The following is a 14,125-nucleotide window of genomic DNA, read 5'->3' as shown; positions in this document are numbered from 1 at the left end:
GCGCACGTAACGCGTGCTGGCCATCGTCTACTTCACATACTCGATAGCGGTGATCCACCAGCACACCTCACCATTGGGTGTCTGCACGATAGCCTCATCGTCGACCGCCTTACGCAACAGCGCCCGAGCCATCGGTGAGTCGATGGAGATGTAATCCATGCGCTCATAAATTTCGTCATAGCCGACGATTCGAAAACGCTTGGTCTCGCCCTGCTCATTTTCGATGTCCACCCAAGCGCCGAAGAACACCTTGCCTTCCTGCTCAGGCATGTACTCCACCACCCGCATGTCTTCCAGACGCTTGCGCAAGTAGCGCACGCGCCGATCAATCTCACGCAGCAGTTTCTTGTTGTATTGGTAATCCGCGTTCTCGCTGCGATCTCCGAGGGAAGCCGCCCAGGTCACCTTGCGGGTGGTATCCGGGCGCTTTTCTCGCCACAGGTAATCGAGCTCTTTTTTCAGCGCTTCATGACCTTCTTTGGTAATCAGCTTGGTACTCAAACGCTTGCATCCCCAGACAATGTCCAATGGTGCCGATACGCCACAGCATCATGCCTTGGCGTCGGCCGGCTGGGGTTGATAATAAATGAACCCTGAAAAGTAGCCAGACCAGAGAACCCGTCAATTCAACCCTGGCCGTCCAACGCGTGGTCCAGCTCAAGCAGCACACCCTGCAGACGCTCACGTATTCCCGACACGTGCGCCAGCGCGAGCGTCAACTGCTCAGCCTTAAGGTCAACCGCCAATGTCTGGTTCTGCAACTGCGTGGTGTGCTGCTCCAACGCAACGCCCTTTTCATCCAGCGCGACCTGCTCTTGCTCCAGTCGAGCCTGCCACTGCTCAAGTATTTCCTCACGTTCGATAACAGCAAGCTTCTGCTGTGCCAGTTCCTGGGCGACCTTGGCGAGACTGGTCAGCGTAGTGTCCACCTCAACCATAGATGCATGTTCCATCTTGGCAGGAAGTTTGTGCGGTACAGGTTCCAGGGGCTCACGCTGAGCCGGCGGTGCACTCGGCTCGGCCGGTGCCTGCGTTATTGGAACGGGAGAGTCCTGGAGTTGCGGCACGACAGGCTCGCTGACAGGCTGTTCGGTGGCCTTGGGTGGGTTCGTGGCTCGGGGCGGCGACACCATCTGCGACGAGAAGCGAATGGACGGCACGATCAATGAAGCACTTTCAATCGCCGGCAACACGGGCGCAGACATGCCCAGGGTAATGACCTTCATGACCAAGGCCTTCTTGATGATCATTGAATGATGATCCTCAGGCCTGGCAGGCGGCAACTTGCAACCTTTCAAATCAATAAAATGAAACAGGGTCGAAGACTCGACCGCCGCACCCGTCTTAGTGCCGGAGGCTGCCGCCATCATCAGGATTTGCTTGAAGACTTGCATGGCAACTTGCAGGTCTTCCTTGGACTCCACACCGCCCAGGAAATACCGATCAAGTTTCTTGCGTAACGCCGCAATATAGACTCTCGAGTTACCTGGTTCGACCTCTTCATCCAGGCTATAGACAAGAAAGTTGGCGTCGGTCTGCGCGACGGCAAACCCGCAGAGCAGTGCGCCGTTGACCGGTGCATCCTGGCCGCTGCGTTCAAGAACAAGGGTACGTAGAAGCATCATGCTATTCAGGCCTCATTGCGAAAGAACAAACCTTATATAAACACCAGATAAACATCCGGCCATTAATAAGCTCGAAACAGCGCAATTGTTTCAGCAAGTTATCCAATCTGACGTAGGACTTATCTGATAAACATGTCCCCACGTTCCCAAGTCCAATGTTTAAACGTAACCTTCTTGGCGTTCAACCGTTTATGACGGGTACCTATTCATACGCCTCGCAAAACTTATTCGGTAAACAAATGCTCGAGATAAGCAGCCTGACAAAGCACCTGGGCAAAAGAAAAGTTATCACCCACCTCTCGTTTTGCGCCGAACGCCAGGAATGCATAGGCCTGTTTGGGGAGCATGGCGCAGGCAAAACTGCGCTGTTGAATCTGATAGCAGGCGTAACTAAACCCTCCGCCGGGCATATCACCGTCCAAGGGTTCGACACCCAATCTCATCCACTTCAGGCCCAAAAAGCCCTGGGCTATCAACTCCAGAGCGGCCTCAGCCATTCGACCATGTCCGTCAAAGGCATGCTCAATTTCATCGCTGACGTGCGAGGTTTCAGCGGCGCTGAAAAACGCAGCCGGGTCGATCGTGTCGCCATGCGCCTGGAATTATCCCGGCTGCTCAACGCGCCACTCGATACGCTTTCCATTGGCTTGAAGCGCAAAGTAGCCATCGCCCAAGCAATCCTGCATACACCGGGGCTGCTTTTGCTGGATGAACCGAACGAGGGGCTGGCACCGGATCAACTGCTCAAGTTCAAGACACTGATCCAGTCCCTGGCCGAAGAAATGACGGTCATCATCGCCTCCCGTCATTGCGATGACCTTTCCACTCTGTGCGCACGCGCGCTGGTTATCGCAGACGGTCAGTTGGTGGCTGATACCCCGCTGCCCGATTTGCAGCGCAACTCCCGACATCACCAAGCCGTCACGCTCGCCGCGCAAACCCCTCTGGATTTGCTGGCCCTTGCCGTATTACCCGGCGTCGCCGGCATAGAAGAGGACCGGCATGCGCCGGGCACCGTGACTGTTCTGGCCATGCCGGGGCACAGCATCTACCCCCATATAAACGCACTGATCGCCAGCCGCAGCTGGAACATCACGTCACTGAGTCTGGAACCAGGGCGCCTGAATGACGTTGTCCACCGTCTTAGCCACGAGGTATCCCTTTGAAGCTGCTGCCCGTTATTTTCAAGCGTCAACTTGCCAGTTACGCCTGCACGCCAAGCACCTACCTGAGTGTCGCCGCCTTTCTGGTGCTGGGCGCAGCGCTCGGGTTGTATACGACACCGTGGATGGAACGGGACAGTGGCGACTTGCACGTATTTTTCCAGTTGCATCCCTGGCTTTATCTGCTGTTGATTCCCACGTTATCGACACACCTGTGGGCGGATGAACACTGCGCAGGCTTGCGCGACATGATGAAAACACTGCCCGTGACTTCAGCAGAACGCGTGATGGGAAAATTTCTGGCCGCGTGGGTCGTGTGTGGTATCGCGTTGGTGCTCACGTTTCCGGTGGTGATCCTCGCCAACTGTCTCGGCAATGCCGATAACCTTGTTATCGGTTCACAATTTCTGACCAGTTGGTTGCTGGCCGGCAGCTACCTGTCTGTCGGTTGTTTTATTTGTACACTCGCGCGCCACCGCCTGGTTATTTTCCTGGTGACATTGGGTTTATTGCTGACAGCCAGCGGACTTTCTTCTGTCCTGGATGCACTCGAACATCAGGCGCCTATCTGGGTAATCGACAGTTTGATCGCACTTGATCCAATCGCGCGTTTCGAAACTATCGACAATGGCAAACTGACCCTTCACGACAGTTTGTACTTCATCAGCATGATCCTTGCCTTTCTATCGGCAAGCACGGTCACACTCAACTACAAAACCAGTTGAGAAGGGAAGCAACCTATGCGATCCGCTCTTAGTACGGGCATGACACTGTTGGTCATACTGCTACTGTTCCTGGCCTTTAATCTGTCCTGGGTCAACAACCTGCCTGAGGTACGCTGGGACTTTTCACAACAAAAAAAACACACGTTATCGCCCGCAGCGCGAAACTTACTCGCGACACTCGAACACCCGTTGGACTTGTATTACTTCAATTCGAGCCATGATCCAAAAAGAAGCCACGCACTAAAACGCTACGGTGAACGGGTGGAAGACTTGCTCAATGAGTTCGAGAAAGCATCAAAGGGCATGATTAACCTGCATGTTATTGATCCGGCACCTTATTCAGAAGATGCCTACAAAGCCGGACTGTTCGGCCTTGACGACAAGCAGGGTTTTCTGGGCCTCATCGGCACTCGCGCAGGCCAGAACTCACAACGAATCGATGTATTCAGCCGCGATGACGAGCCACTGCTTGAATATGAAATCAGCCACCTGATCTACAAACTGATGCACCCCGACCCGCCCACCATTGGTGTGCTAACGGGGCTGGCGCTGAGTGAGTCTGCCGGGCGTGCGATGGCGCAGATGCATCAACATTTCAACCTGGTGAGCCTGGCATCAAACACCTCCAAGGTGCCTGAATCGATCGGCACGCTGATGGTCGTGCATCCGCGCGCATTGCCCGAACACGCGCTGTATGCGATTGAGCAGTTCGTATTGAGGGGCGGCAAACTGATGATCTTCATTGATCCCGTGAGCGCGTCGGATGCGAACACGCCAGCGGTGGATTCCCGGCTCGACGGGCTGCTTGCCGCGTGGGGCATACAGATGCCGACCGACAAACTACTGGTCGACCACGTCTATGCCCTATCGTCTTCACTCAGCCCTGACGCGCCGGCATTACGTCACGCGGCCAGGTTGAACCTGCCACGACAAGCGATGACAGCCAGCGATGTGAGCACCTGGAAACTGAGCACTGTTGTGGTATCCAGCAGCGGCGCCCTGTCGCGCGTGAGGAAAGGCCGTACGACGCTGACGCCGCTGCTGCAAAGCTCCAGGCAGTCCGCGTTGATGGACACGGACCGGGTCGCAGCGGCGCCTGCATCCGACTCACTCATTGACGGGACGACGCCCGGCCAACGCCAGGTGATAGCAGCCCGCATCGAGGGCCCCGCCTATTCCGCATTTCCAGAGGGTCTCAGCGGACAGTCTCCCGGCTTGCAAAAGGCCGCAAACATCCAAGTGGTGGTGGTCGCCGACACGGATTTGCTGATGGATTCGGTGATCAATTCGGCGCCTAACACCAACGTACTGTTTGTCTTGAATACCCTGGACAACCTGGCTGCCCCGAACATTCTCGCGAACATTCAACCCCGTGTGATGGCGGGCGATGCCCCGACGGCACTGGAACAGATGCGCGAGGCCGCCGCACAGGCCTATACGCAAAAAGCCGGGGAACTGCAAAAACGGCTTGAGCAAACCGAACAGGAGTGGCAACGGTTAAACCCGCCGAGCATAGAATTCGGCACTCAAGCGGTGGACACCAATACCCAGTTGCAAGCGCTCAATAAGGAACGCCTGCGGCTGCCCATGGAGTTGCAAGCACTCAAGGTCGAGGCTTACGCATCGGTGCATCGCATGGAACGAAACCTGAAACTGCTGATGATTTGTGCGGTGCCGCTGCCGTTATGCCTGATTGCCTGGGCAGTTTTTGTCTACCACCGACGGCGGCGATCAGTCGTTGCTACAGCCTGCCACTGACGCCTTAACGACGCGCAATCAAGCCTTGGCGGGCAATGCGCGTCAGTTGACGAATCACCTCATCGGCATCGCCGGCACTCGGCGCCTGGATAACGGCAAGATCAAAGCTGTTGCTGGCAAAACGGCCCAGGGAATCGCCCTCTTCCACAAACTGGATCAGGAAGGCCGAAGGCCGCCCGCTACGACGCGGCCAACCGTCCAGGTAACGCAGCAATGTCGGCTGGTGCTTGCCGCCCAGCAGGATTCTCGGATTACGTTGAGTCAGGCCCGCAGTGATCGGGGCCAGGCGTATGAGGGGGCGTAGTGCATTCATCGTGTCGTGTCTCTGCCTCAAAAGTCTGCGGGCAGGTGAGAGGCAACACCGAACCAGCGCTTTAGCGGTATTTCGAATACTGACGCTGAATAAGCGCAGGCTTCTGTCGGGCTGCAATGAGTCCCAGTGGCGCCCCGCAATTAGCTGTTTAAATCGGCGCATGAGCAGCATCCTAGAGAAGCCGATGGGGCGGTGTCAAGAATCCCGAGCAACGAAAAAACCCGCGCATGGCGGGCTTTTTCAAGGTGCTGCGTGAGTATCAGTTGGCAATGGCGCGGTCGACTGACAGCTTACCAGCGCCTTCCAGCAAGACCGCCAGCGCGCCGCCGAGCAAGGCCAACGCAAACTCATAACCGTTGTTGGCCATGAACAGCCCGTTGTGGATGTGCACCGAGAAAATAGCCACCAGCGACAGGAAGGTCAGGCCCAACGCGGCTGGGCGCACCAGCAAACCAATGATCAATGCCAGCCCGGCGAAGAACTCCGTACCGCCTGACAGCACCGCCATCAAGGTACCCGGTGTCAGGCCGAGGCTTTCCATGTACTGCGCAGTACCCGCCAGGCCGTAGCCACCAAACCAGCCAAAAAGTTTTTGCGAGCCGTGTGCCGCGAAAATGATACCGACGAAAATTCGCAGAATGGTCAGGCCGTAACCGGCACGGGTGGACAGGACGCGGTTGATCAGTGGGCTCATCGAGATAATCCTTTTCAAAGTAGGGTGGGTTGGCCGCTATATTAATCGGATTAAGCAATGATAAAAGCCGAAAAAATGCCTAATACTTATCTATAAAACCGATTATTTTCGCGAGGCGATCTTCGGTGCCGACGGCTCCAGGGACCCGCGCTCCCGATCAAACGCCAAGTAGTACTTGTTCACGCTATTAACATAGCTGACGCCACCCATTCCCACCTGCTCCATGGCAATACGTTCGACCTGGAAGAACCACTGATTGGGGTTCAACCCTCGGCGGCGCGCCTCCGCACGCATACCTTGCACACGCTCTGGCCCCATGTTGTAAGCCGCCAGCACAAAGGCCATGCGTTCACGCTCGTTGAGTTTTGGGCTGGCAAAGAATTTGCGGCGAATCATCGCCAGGTAACGCGCGCCAGCCTGCACGTTGCTGTCGAGGCTCTCGATATTGTTGACGCCCACGCGCTGCGCCGCCGACGGCGTGATCTGCATCAGGCCGGTAGGTCCGCCACTGTTGCGCGCGCCAGGGTCAAAGGCCGACTCCTTGAACGCCAGTGCCGCCAGGTTCAACCAGTCCATACCCTGCTCACGGGCGTGTTTTTGCAGGACCGGGCGCAGCTTTTCCAAACGCTGGCGATCGGCGCGCGCCAGGGGGTTACGCACTTGATAGAGGCGTCGGTAGATACGCTGAAACGCCACGTCCTGGTCGGAAGGCGTGCGATAAGACTTGAGGAACCGATCAATGCTGGCCCGCAGCATCGAGGCATCCTGGCGCACGAACCAGTACTCATCGCCCGGCTCGCTGATTGCCACCTGCCGATCAAAGCGCAACTTGGGCAGGATTTTCGACCAACGCTCGGCAATCGGTTTCTCGACAATGGTGAGGTGGAAGATCCCGGCCTGGACCATCTCCAAAACATCCTCCACGGCCAATGTCGGGTCGACCCATTCCACCTTGACCGGCGGCTGCTTGTGCAGGGCCAGTTTCTGGTTGACCTGGTTGATCGCGTCCGCCGCCGCACTGCCGGTGGTCAGCGCCAGGGGGCGCCCGGACAGTTGCTCCAGCTTGGTAAACCGCCGCTCGCCCTTCACGCCCACCAGCCACAACGGCACACCCGTGGCAATCGGGTCGCTGCTGCTGATTTTGTGCACTGCCTTCACATCGAGCAATTCACCCGGCGCGACCAGGTCGCCTTCGCCACGGGCCAGCGCGCCGAGCAGTTGGTCCTTGGCCTTGGGAATAATCTTCAGGTTGATTTCTTCACCGTCACGGGCGTGACCGTTCAGGTATTGCTCAAAGGCCCGCAGGCGATGGTATTCGACACCGATGGCCTGGCCCTGGACTTCACCGGAACTGTTGCGGCTCTGGTTGACCAACACACGCAGGGTGCGGCTGGAGCGAATTTGCGCCAGATCACGTACCTTGCCAGGCTTGGTCACTTCCAGCGGGCCGTCCAGACGTGCGACCGCCGCCATGGGCAGCAGTAACGTCAGGCACAACACAAGCAACGCCGAGGGTCGGATCATCCGCTCTCCGGAAAGAATACTGGCCAGCGCCGTCGCGAAAGGCGAAGGGCTGGAGGTCAGAAACAGAGCGCTTTATGCGCTGGCAAGGCACGCAACGGCGGCAAGGTAGAGGGCGAGTGACCCTCCACAATGTCGCTTACGACGTTCAAAGACAGCTATAACTCGTTGTAGTTCTTAGTTTTTCTTATAAATCTACAGCTCTGATATGCTTTCCGGCCGCAGGCGGAGATAGCACCATGCAACTCATTGATATCGGCGTCAACCTGACCAACCCCAGTTTCGACGAGAGGCACCAGGCCGTTCTCGACCGTGCCTATGCCGCCGGGGTGGAACAATTGGTGCTCACCGGCACCAGTGTGGATGGCAGCGAACAGGCCCTGGAGCTGTGCGTAAAACTTGATGAAAGCGGCCAACGCCTGTTCAGCACCGCCGGCATCCACCCGCACTCGGCCAGTGACTGGAACGGCGACAGTGCTCAGCGCCTGCGCGGTTTGCTCAGCGAAAGCCGGGTACGTGCAGTGGGTGAATGCGGGCTGGATTTCAACCGGGATTTCTCGCCGCGCCCTCAGCAGGAAAAAGTCCTCGAAGAACACCTGGCGCTGGCCGTCGAGCTGAAGTTGCCGGTGTTTCTTCACGAGCGTGACGCCAACCAGCGCCTGCTGGAAATTCTCAAGGGTTACCGCGACCACCTGACGGCTGCCGTGGTGCATTGCTTTACCGGCGAACAACACGCGTTGTTCAGCTACCTCGACCTCGATTTGCACATCGGCATCACCGGCTGGATCTGCGACGAGCGCCGTGGGACTCACCTGCATCCGCTGGTCAGGGAAATTCCCCGCGGCCGTCTGATGCTGGAAAGCGATGCGCCCTACCTGCTGCCGCGCACACTGCGCCCCAAGCCAAAAAATGGCCGCAACGAACCCGCCTACTTGCCCGAAGTGCTGCGTGAAGTCGCCCTGCACCGCAACGAAACCATCGAAGACCTGGCCGAACACAGCAGCGCATGCTCGCGCGCATTTTTTGGCTTGCCCCACATCGCCTGATGCGGCGCATTGACCCATGTCAAAACCGATTTCCTGAGTAGCGGCACAATAATGGCACCTTGCCAATACTGTTTCCGCTATCAGAGAAAACCTTCCATGGGTGCCTGGCTTAGCAATATCTCGCTGAAATACAAATTCTGGGCGGTCAACGCGGTCGCTTTCATCACCACCTTGCTGCTGGTGCTGTACGCCGTGCAGCTCGAACAACAGGCACGCAGCGACGCGTCCCAAGCCTCGGCCCAGGCGCAGGCCCGATTGCTCGGCACCTGGCCGGCCGACAAGGCGCTGCCTGAAGGCGAGCATTGGTTGACGTTTGCCCGTGGCCAAACCCCGCAGTTGGCCGATCAGGACCTGTCAGCCCTGAGCACAGCCAGTGGCTGGGTCGCACTGAATCATCTGCCCTTGTTCGGGAACAACCCGCTGATCGGCGCTGACGTCATTGCGCGCGCCGATGGGCGACAGGTTGCCGTGCTGGCCTACGGGCAGAGCCTGAGCCAGGTATTCACCGAACGCTTCGCCAACTACGCCGTGGCGGTGCTGATCCTGATGCTGGCGATGCTTGGCGCCTCGCAGTTGCTGATCCGCTTCCTGCTCAGCCAACTCAATACCCTCAAGGACGTGATGCTGCACGTCGAGAAGACCGGCGATTTGTCGGCCCGCGTGCCGCTGGCCTGCAAAGACGAAGTCGGCCAAATGGCCAGTGCGTTCAACGCCATGCAAGCCGGCTACCAGCGAGTGGTCAACACCGTGGCGCGCACTGCGCGGCAGCTCGATGAAGGCGCCGCGCGCCTGGCCAGCAGCATGAACGAGGTGCAACACGGCATGCTCGGCCAGCAAAGCGAAACCGACCAGGCCGCCACCGCCATCAACGAAATGACCGCCACCGTCCACCATATCGCCCAACACGCCGGCGCCACCCGCGACCTGTCACAGACCGCCGATACCCTGGCGGGCAGCGGCCGGGAAGTGGTCGACCGGGTCCAGCGCTCGATTGCCGGGTTGTCCACCGGCGTGCAACAGACCGCCGAAATGATCCAGCAACTCGCCGAAGACAGCCAGAAAATCAACGGTGTCGTCAGTGTGATCCATAGCATCGCCGAACAGACCAACCTGCTCGCCCTCAACGCCGCCATCGAAGCCGCCCGGGCCGGGGAAATGGGCCGTGGTTTTGCCGTGGTCGCCGACGAAGTGCGCAACCTGGCCAAACGCGTGCAAACCTCCACAGACGAAATCACCCGCATGGTGTCAGCCCTGCAATCGGGCACCCGCGACGCCGTGGACTTCATGCAGGAAAGCTCACTCAAGGCCGACGACTGTGTGCAACAGGCCCAGGAAGCCGGCGCGGCGCTCGCCGAAATCACCGGTGCCGTGGCGCAGATGCGCGAAAGTAACACGCAGATTGCCGTCGCCGCCGAACAGCAGAGCCATGTTGCCGAAGAGATGAACCGCGCAGTGGTGAGCATTCGTGATGTGACCGAGAACACCGTGCAGCAGACCGTGGGCTCGGCCACCACCAGCAATGAACTGGCGACGCTGGCCGGGGAGTTGAGCAAGGCGATCGGGCAGTTGAAGTTGTAGCCAGACAAGGCTGGCTATGGCCCCCATAGCGAGGCTTGATTCGCCGCCCCACCCGCCTGCGACCTACACTTTGTCCATGTTGTTTCAACGGACAGAGGATTAATCATCATGGGCAAACGTCATCCTAACTTCCCCGCGTGGCAATGGCGCAATCAGCCACACAGCCTTCAGCACCCGACCAACCTGGGGCTGCAGTTGATTGCCGTACCGCTGCTGATCATCGGTTTTCTGTCGATGGCATCCGGTGTATTCAGCCTCAGCCTGGCCAGTTTTGCCGTCGGCGCCATCGGTGTGTTGGCAGGCGTTGCGCTGCAACGCCACGGGCGCACGCTGGAAGCTCAGGGTAGCCAGCGGTTCTGAGGCTCAGGCGAAGACCACTACGGTCTGGCGGCTGATGGCGATCAACTCGCCGGTCGGGCTCCAGAGTGCGGCGGCGGCATGGCCATAGCCGTCGCGGGCATGCTCGATGTTGACGCAGTACTGGCACCAGTCGAGGGTGCTCAGCTCATGTAGCGGCTGGATAAATTCGATGGTCCAGGTCAGCGTGCTGCCGGGCGCCGGCGCGGACAGGTGTGGCAGCAAGGCCGGTGGCCAGGCATCGACCAGGGCGAGGATGTGCGACTCGGTGAGGGGCTCTTCCTTCACGTCCCCGCGCAAACGCACCCAGCCGCCCATGACGCGCGATTTATTACCGGTAAACGGCAGTCCGCCGACACTCCAGCGCATTGCCAGGTGCCGCATGAATTCGGGGGTGACACCCTTGATGTAAGGCAACTCCTGGCACTCATCCCAATGTTTGAACACCGGTGGGGCCTCGCTTGCCACATCAATCTGCGACTCGCGTGCCGCGCCAAAGCTGGCCTGCACCAGGGTTGCAACCTCGCCATTTTGCACCACACGGCCGAGCAGTTGACTCACAGCCTTGCCTTCGCGCAGGACCTCAACCTGATAACTGGCAGGCACCTGCGGGGCGACCGGACCGACGAAGGTCACAGCCAGTGAGCGTAAGGGCCGGTCTGCCGGTACTTGAGCGCGCAGCGCTTCGTATTGCAAGGCGGCGACCAGGCCACCAAAGGTCGCGCGACCCTGGGCCCATTCGGCGGGAATAGTGACGTCCAGCGGGGTACTACGGGCAGCGTCGAGCAAATCACTAAAACGCATGGCGACCTCACCTCAAGAAAACCGATCAAGGGATCTTAACCATCAGGTCAGCCACGTACAGCGCGCATTCCGGCCAAAAACCGGACCGCGTTAAAAACAATCGGCGCCAAGCTTGTCCAGCACCCGATCCGCCTGCCCTTCAGCCTCGGCCATGGTGCGATGCCAGATTGCAACACACGGCTGCAAGTCGGGTTGATGTTCGGCCTGGGCCAACCACTGCCAGCAATCGTGCCAATCACCCAGGGCGCCCTGCGCTTGCTTGAGGCGCGACATCGCTTTGGCCGGGAGTTTGTCCAGCGCGGGGTAGGCCTCGGCCGCGTAGCGTACGCGCTTGATCAGCAAGCGCAGGCGATGACGGTCATGGTTTGGGTCTTTCAGGGCTTTATCGAGGGCGTGCCATTGCTTGCCCAGCCGCTTTTCGATGCTGGAGCGCAGGCCTTTGAGCAGCTTCTGGTGCTGGGAGGCGCGGATAAAACGTGGGAAGGCATCAAGGATCAGCAGCAGGTGCGCCAGTTCCGGGCTTTGCGCGACGTGGCGGTAGGCATCGGGTTGCAGGCGCAGGCGTCGGTCGGCAGCGTCGTGATGACCGTGCTGGTGAAGATACGCCGCCAGGACCTCTCGGTCGCGCAGCGGCGTGGTCATTTGGCCGACCGTGCCGGCGGCCAATTCAAGCTGTTCGACACCCGGCAGGCCACGTAAAGGCCGCAGCAAACTGCGCAGGCGCCGCACGGTGGTGCGCAGGTCGTGCAAGGCTTCATCGTCGGTGACGGCGGCGAGGCGAGCCTGGCAGCTCAGTAACCCTACCTCCAGGCCAATGACCTGAGCGACTAACTGATCAACCAAAGCTGACATCCCTTCCTCCCTAAACCATTAAGACCCTGCTTGCCGCTTACCGATTAACGCCCGGCGCGCGACTCACGGATATAGAACCGCGCTTTCTCGGCCTTGTTGGAGCACCCTTCAAACGCTTCGAATTGCTGTTGGGTCTTGGCGCCCGTCAACAACGACAACGCCTTAGAGTAGCTGACAGTCCCGGCAAACCCTTCGGCCTTGGCCAAATCCAACTCATGCCACGCCGCGTCCAATTGCGTGCCACAACTGTCGCGGTACGCGGTTTTCCCGGCACAACCGGCCAGGGCCAACACGATCACAGGCACACACATCCAGGCTTTCATCAATGACACCTCAAATTTAAGAAAAACAGTCGTACGGTGTAGACGTTGGCGACAAGGAAAAGTGCCTTGTACGGGAGCCTGAAACCGAAAGTCACAATAGCCAGAGCATACCCGAGCGCCACGACTATTCCGGAAAATTATTGCGTGTGTCGACGAGGATTGAAGCACTGACCTTGATGGGTGCATTGTGGGCACCTGTTTTGCGAAGGATCAGGTCATGAAGAAACGTGTTGCCTTGGTGCTGGGCTCCGGCGGAGCCCGGGGTTACGCCCATATTGGCGTGATCGAGGAAATCGAACGGCGCGGCTATGACATCGCCTGTATCGCCGGTTGCTCGATGGGCGCAGTGGTAGGCGGGATCTATGCCGCCGGCAAGCTCGATGAATACCGAAACTGGATCGAAAGCCTCGACTACCTGGACGTGCTGCGCCTGGTGGACGTGAGTTTTCGCCTGGGGGCGATCCGCGGCGAGAAAGTCTTCGGACAAATCCGCAAGATTGTCGGCGAGATCAATATCGAAGAGCTGCGCATTCCCTACACCGCCGTTGCCACTGACCTGACCAACCAACAGGAAATCTGGTTCCAGGAAGGCTGCCTGCACCAGGCCATGCGCGCTTCGGCGGCGATTCCCAGCCTGTTCACACCGGTCATGCAGGGCAACCGCATGCTGGTCGACGGTGGCCTGCTCAACCCGCTGCCGATTGTGCCGGTGGTGTCCAGCCATTGCGACTTGATCATCGCGGTCAACCTCAACGCCACCAACCAAAAACACTACCAACTGCCGGTGATCCAGCGCCCGCCGGCGTTCAAGAGCCGCTTCAACAGCTTGGCCAAATCATTGGGCTCACACCTGCCGTTTCGCCGCAAACAAGCCGAGCAGTTAATGAAGCTGGAGCAGGAGGCATTGCAGGCCCAGACCGCAGAAATCAACCCCTGGCTGGAGTCGGCCGAGCCCGAATCCCAGCAACCCGCCGCCGCGCCGGAAAAAGCCGGGGCACCCAAATCGGCGACCGGCTCGTTCATCATCGACAACGTTGGCCCGGCGTCGCTGCTGGACCTGATCAACCAGAGCTTCGAGGTGATGCAAACATCACTGGCGCAGTACAAGATCGCCGGTTACCCGCCGGATGTGCTGATCAACGTGCCGAAGCGCGTGTGCCGGTTTTTCGAGTTCTACAAGGCGCCGGAGTTGATCGCCTTGGGCCGGGAAATCGCCAGGGATACGCTGGACAAGTATGAGAGTGAGCAGGGTTGACTGGCGGCGTGACTGATGGCGTCATCGCGAGCAAGCCCGCTCCCCCATTTGTCCGCATTCCAAAGGTGGAACTCGATCGAATGTGGGAGCGGGCTGGCTCGCGAAGGAGCC

General features: G+C 58.9%; 14 protein-coding genes and 1 pseudogene. 7 read left to right on the top strand and 8 right to left on the bottom strand.

The genetic code is table 11. The annotated features are described in order from the left end of the window. Positions 1 to 27: 27 nt before the first annotated feature. Positions 28 to 501, bottom strand: coding sequence for a transcription elongation factor GreB (gene greB / locus A7D21_RS17490; RefSeq protein WP_053255136.1), 474 nt, complete (start codon positions 499 to 501; stop codon positions 28 to 30). Between the two features lie 125 nt (positions 502 to 626). Beyond that, the gene (locus A7D21_RS17485) at positions 627 to 1,625 is read right to left on the bottom strand and encodes a hypothetical protein (protein ID WP_069552254.1); all 999 of its coding nucleotides are present in this window, start codon (positions 1,623 to 1,625) and stop codon (positions 627 to 629) included. Positions 1,626 to 1,864: 239 nt separating this feature from the next. Here A7D21_RS17485 and A7D21_RS17480 point away from each other — a divergent pair, with 239 nt between their 5' ends. The 3 genes from A7D21_RS17480 to A7D21_RS17470 are packed head-to-tail and all read left to right on the top strand — an operon-like array spanning position 1,865 to position 5,271. Then, positions 1,865 to 2,791, top strand: coding sequence for an ABC transporter ATP-binding protein (locus tag A7D21_RS17480; protein WP_069552281.1), 927 nt, complete (start codon positions 1,865 to 1,867; stop codon positions 2,789 to 2,791). Next, the gene (locus A7D21_RS17475) at positions 2,788 to 3,513 is read left to right on the top strand and encodes an ABC transporter permease (protein WP_069552253.1); all 726 of its coding nucleotides are present in this window, start codon (positions 2,788 to 2,790) and stop codon (positions 3,511 to 3,513) included. The genes A7D21_RS17480 and A7D21_RS17475 overlap by 4 nt, the downstream gene beginning before the upstream one ends. A gap of 15 nt (positions 3,514 to 3,528) precedes the next feature. Continuing rightward, positions 3,529 to 5,271, top strand: a complete 1,743-nt coding sequence (locus A7D21_RS17470; protein WP_069552252.1) for a Gldg family protein — start codon at positions 3,529 to 3,531, stop codon at positions 5,269 to 5,271. Positions 5,272 to 5,275: 4 nt separating this feature from the next. On the opposite strand, the gene A7D21_RS17465 is transcribed toward A7D21_RS17470, so the two are convergent. The 3 genes from A7D21_RS17465 to A7D21_RS17455 form a co-directional block, all read right to left on the bottom strand. Next, positions 5,276 to 5,584 (bottom strand): hypothetical protein, encoded by a 309-nt coding sequence (locus tag A7D21_RS17465; RefSeq protein WP_053255132.1) that lies wholly within the window; start codon positions 5,582 to 5,584, stop codon positions 5,276 to 5,278. 259 nt (positions 5,585 to 5,843) lie between these two features. Next, positions 5,844 to 6,278: a DoxX family protein gene (locus A7D21_RS17460; protein ID WP_053255131.1), complete on the bottom strand. Its 435-nt coding sequence runs from the start codon at positions 6,276 to 6,278 to the stop codon at positions 5,844 to 5,846. A gap of 102 nt (positions 6,279 to 6,380) precedes the next feature. After that, positions 6,381 to 7,802: a transglycosylase SLT domain-containing protein gene (locus A7D21_RS17455; protein ID WP_069552251.1), complete on the bottom strand. Its 1,422-nt coding sequence runs from the start codon at positions 7,800 to 7,802 to the stop codon at positions 6,381 to 6,383. A 236-nt stretch (positions 7,803 to 8,038) separates the two neighbouring features. Between A7D21_RS17455 and A7D21_RS17450 the strand changes: the two genes are divergently transcribed. The 3 genes and pseudogenes from A7D21_RS17450 to A7D21_RS17440 all read left to right on the top strand — a co-directional run. Then, positions 8,039 to 8,845: a TatD family hydrolase gene (locus A7D21_RS17450; RefSeq protein WP_053255129.1), complete on the top strand. Its 807-nt coding sequence runs from the start codon at positions 8,039 to 8,041 to the stop codon at positions 8,843 to 8,845. Positions 8,846 to 8,941: 96 nt separating this feature from the next. Further along, complete coding sequence (locus A7D21_RS17445) at positions 8,942 to 10,423, top strand: methyl-accepting chemotaxis protein (RefSeq protein ID WP_053255128.1); 1,482 nt, start codon at positions 8,942 to 8,944, stop codon at positions 10,421 to 10,423. A 108-nt stretch (positions 10,424 to 10,531) separates the two neighbouring features. Further along, positions 10,532 to 10,780, top strand: a pseudogene (locus A7D21_RS17440) (terminase); the annotation flags it as partial. A gap of 6 nt (positions 10,781 to 10,786) precedes the next feature. On the opposite strand, the gene A7D21_RS17435 reads toward A7D21_RS17440, so the two are convergent. The 3 genes from A7D21_RS17435 to A7D21_RS17425 form a co-directional block, all read right to left on the bottom strand. Beyond that, positions 10,787 to 11,584, bottom strand: coding sequence for an acyl-CoA thioesterase II (locus A7D21_RS17435; protein WP_069552250.1), 798 nt, complete (start codon positions 11,582 to 11,584; stop codon positions 10,787 to 10,789). A gap of 90 nt (positions 11,585 to 11,674) precedes the next feature. After that, positions 11,675 to 12,436, bottom strand: a complete 762-nt coding sequence (locus A7D21_RS17430; RefSeq protein WP_069552249.1) for a CHAD domain-containing protein — start codon at positions 12,434 to 12,436, stop codon at positions 11,675 to 11,677. Between the two features lie 44 nt (positions 12,437 to 12,480). Beyond that, complete coding sequence (locus A7D21_RS17425; protein WP_010176194.1) at positions 12,481 to 12,759, bottom strand: hypothetical protein; 279 nt, start codon at positions 12,757 to 12,759, stop codon at positions 12,481 to 12,483. 217 nt (positions 12,760 to 12,976) lie between these two features. On the opposite strand from A7D21_RS17425, the gene A7D21_RS17420 reads away from it, so the two are divergent. Then, complete coding sequence (locus A7D21_RS17420) at positions 12,977 to 14,014, top strand: patatin-like phospholipase family protein (protein WP_053255125.1); 1,038 nt, start codon at positions 12,977 to 12,979, stop codon at positions 14,012 to 14,014. The last annotated feature ends 111 nt before the right edge of the window (positions 14,015 to 14,125 follow it).

This window comes from Pseudomonas sp. AP19, from assembly GCF_001728855.1.
GTDB lineage: Bacteria > Pseudomonadota > Gammaproteobacteria > Pseudomonadales > Pseudomonadaceae > Aquipseudomonas > Aquipseudomonas fluorescens.
This window is presented reverse-complemented; position numbering and strand designations above follow the sequence as displayed.

What these genes read in the sequence shown, in the direction of transcription:
- A7D21_RS17485 (WP_069552254.1), bottom strand. Translation starts at nt 1,625, where the DNA reads ATGATGCTTCTACGTACCCTTGTTCTTGAACGCAGCGGCCAGGATGCA.
- A7D21_RS17480 (WP_069552281.1), top strand. Translation starts at nt 1,865, where the DNA reads ATGCTCGAGATAAGCAGCCTGACAAAGCACCTGGGCAAAAGAAAAGTT.
- A7D21_RS17470 (WP_069552252.1), top strand. Translation starts at nt 3,529, where the DNA reads ATGCGATCCGCTCTTAGTACGGGCATGACACTGTTGGTCATACTGCTA.
- A7D21_RS17465 (WP_053255132.1), bottom strand. Translation starts at nt 5,584, where the DNA reads ATGAATGCACTACGCCCCCTCATACGCCTGGCCCCGATCACTGCGGGC.
- A7D21_RS17460 (WP_053255131.1), bottom strand. Translation starts at nt 6,278, where the DNA reads ATGAGCCCACTGATCAACCGCGTCCTGTCCACCCGTGCCGGTTACGGC.
- A7D21_RS17455 (WP_069552251.1), bottom strand. Translation starts at nt 7,802, where the DNA reads ATGATCCGACCCTCGGCGTTGCTTGTGTTGTGCCTGACGTTACTGCTG.
- A7D21_RS17450 (WP_053255129.1), top strand. Translation starts at nt 8,039, where the DNA reads ATGCAACTCATTGATATCGGCGTCAACCTGACCAACCCCAGTTTCGAC.
- A7D21_RS17445 (WP_053255128.1), top strand. Translation starts at nt 8,942, where the DNA reads ATGGGTGCCTGGCTTAGCAATATCTCGCTGAAATACAAATTCTGGGCG.
- A7D21_RS17435 (WP_069552250.1), bottom strand. Translation starts at nt 11,584, where the DNA reads ATGCGTTTTAGTGATTTGCTCGACGCTGCCCGTAGTACCCCGCTGGAC.
- A7D21_RS17430 (WP_069552249.1), bottom strand. Translation starts at nt 12,436, where the DNA reads ATGTCAGCTTTGGTTGATCAGTTAGTCGCTCAGGTCATTGGCCTGGAG.
- A7D21_RS17425 (WP_010176194.1), bottom strand. Translation starts at nt 12,759, where the DNA reads ATGAAAGCCTGGATGTGTGTGCCTGTGATCGTGTTGGCCCTGGCCGGT.
- A7D21_RS17420 (WP_053255125.1), top strand. Translation starts at nt 12,977, where the DNA reads ATGAAGAAACGTGTTGCCTTGGTGCTGGGCTCCGGCGGAGCCCGGGGT.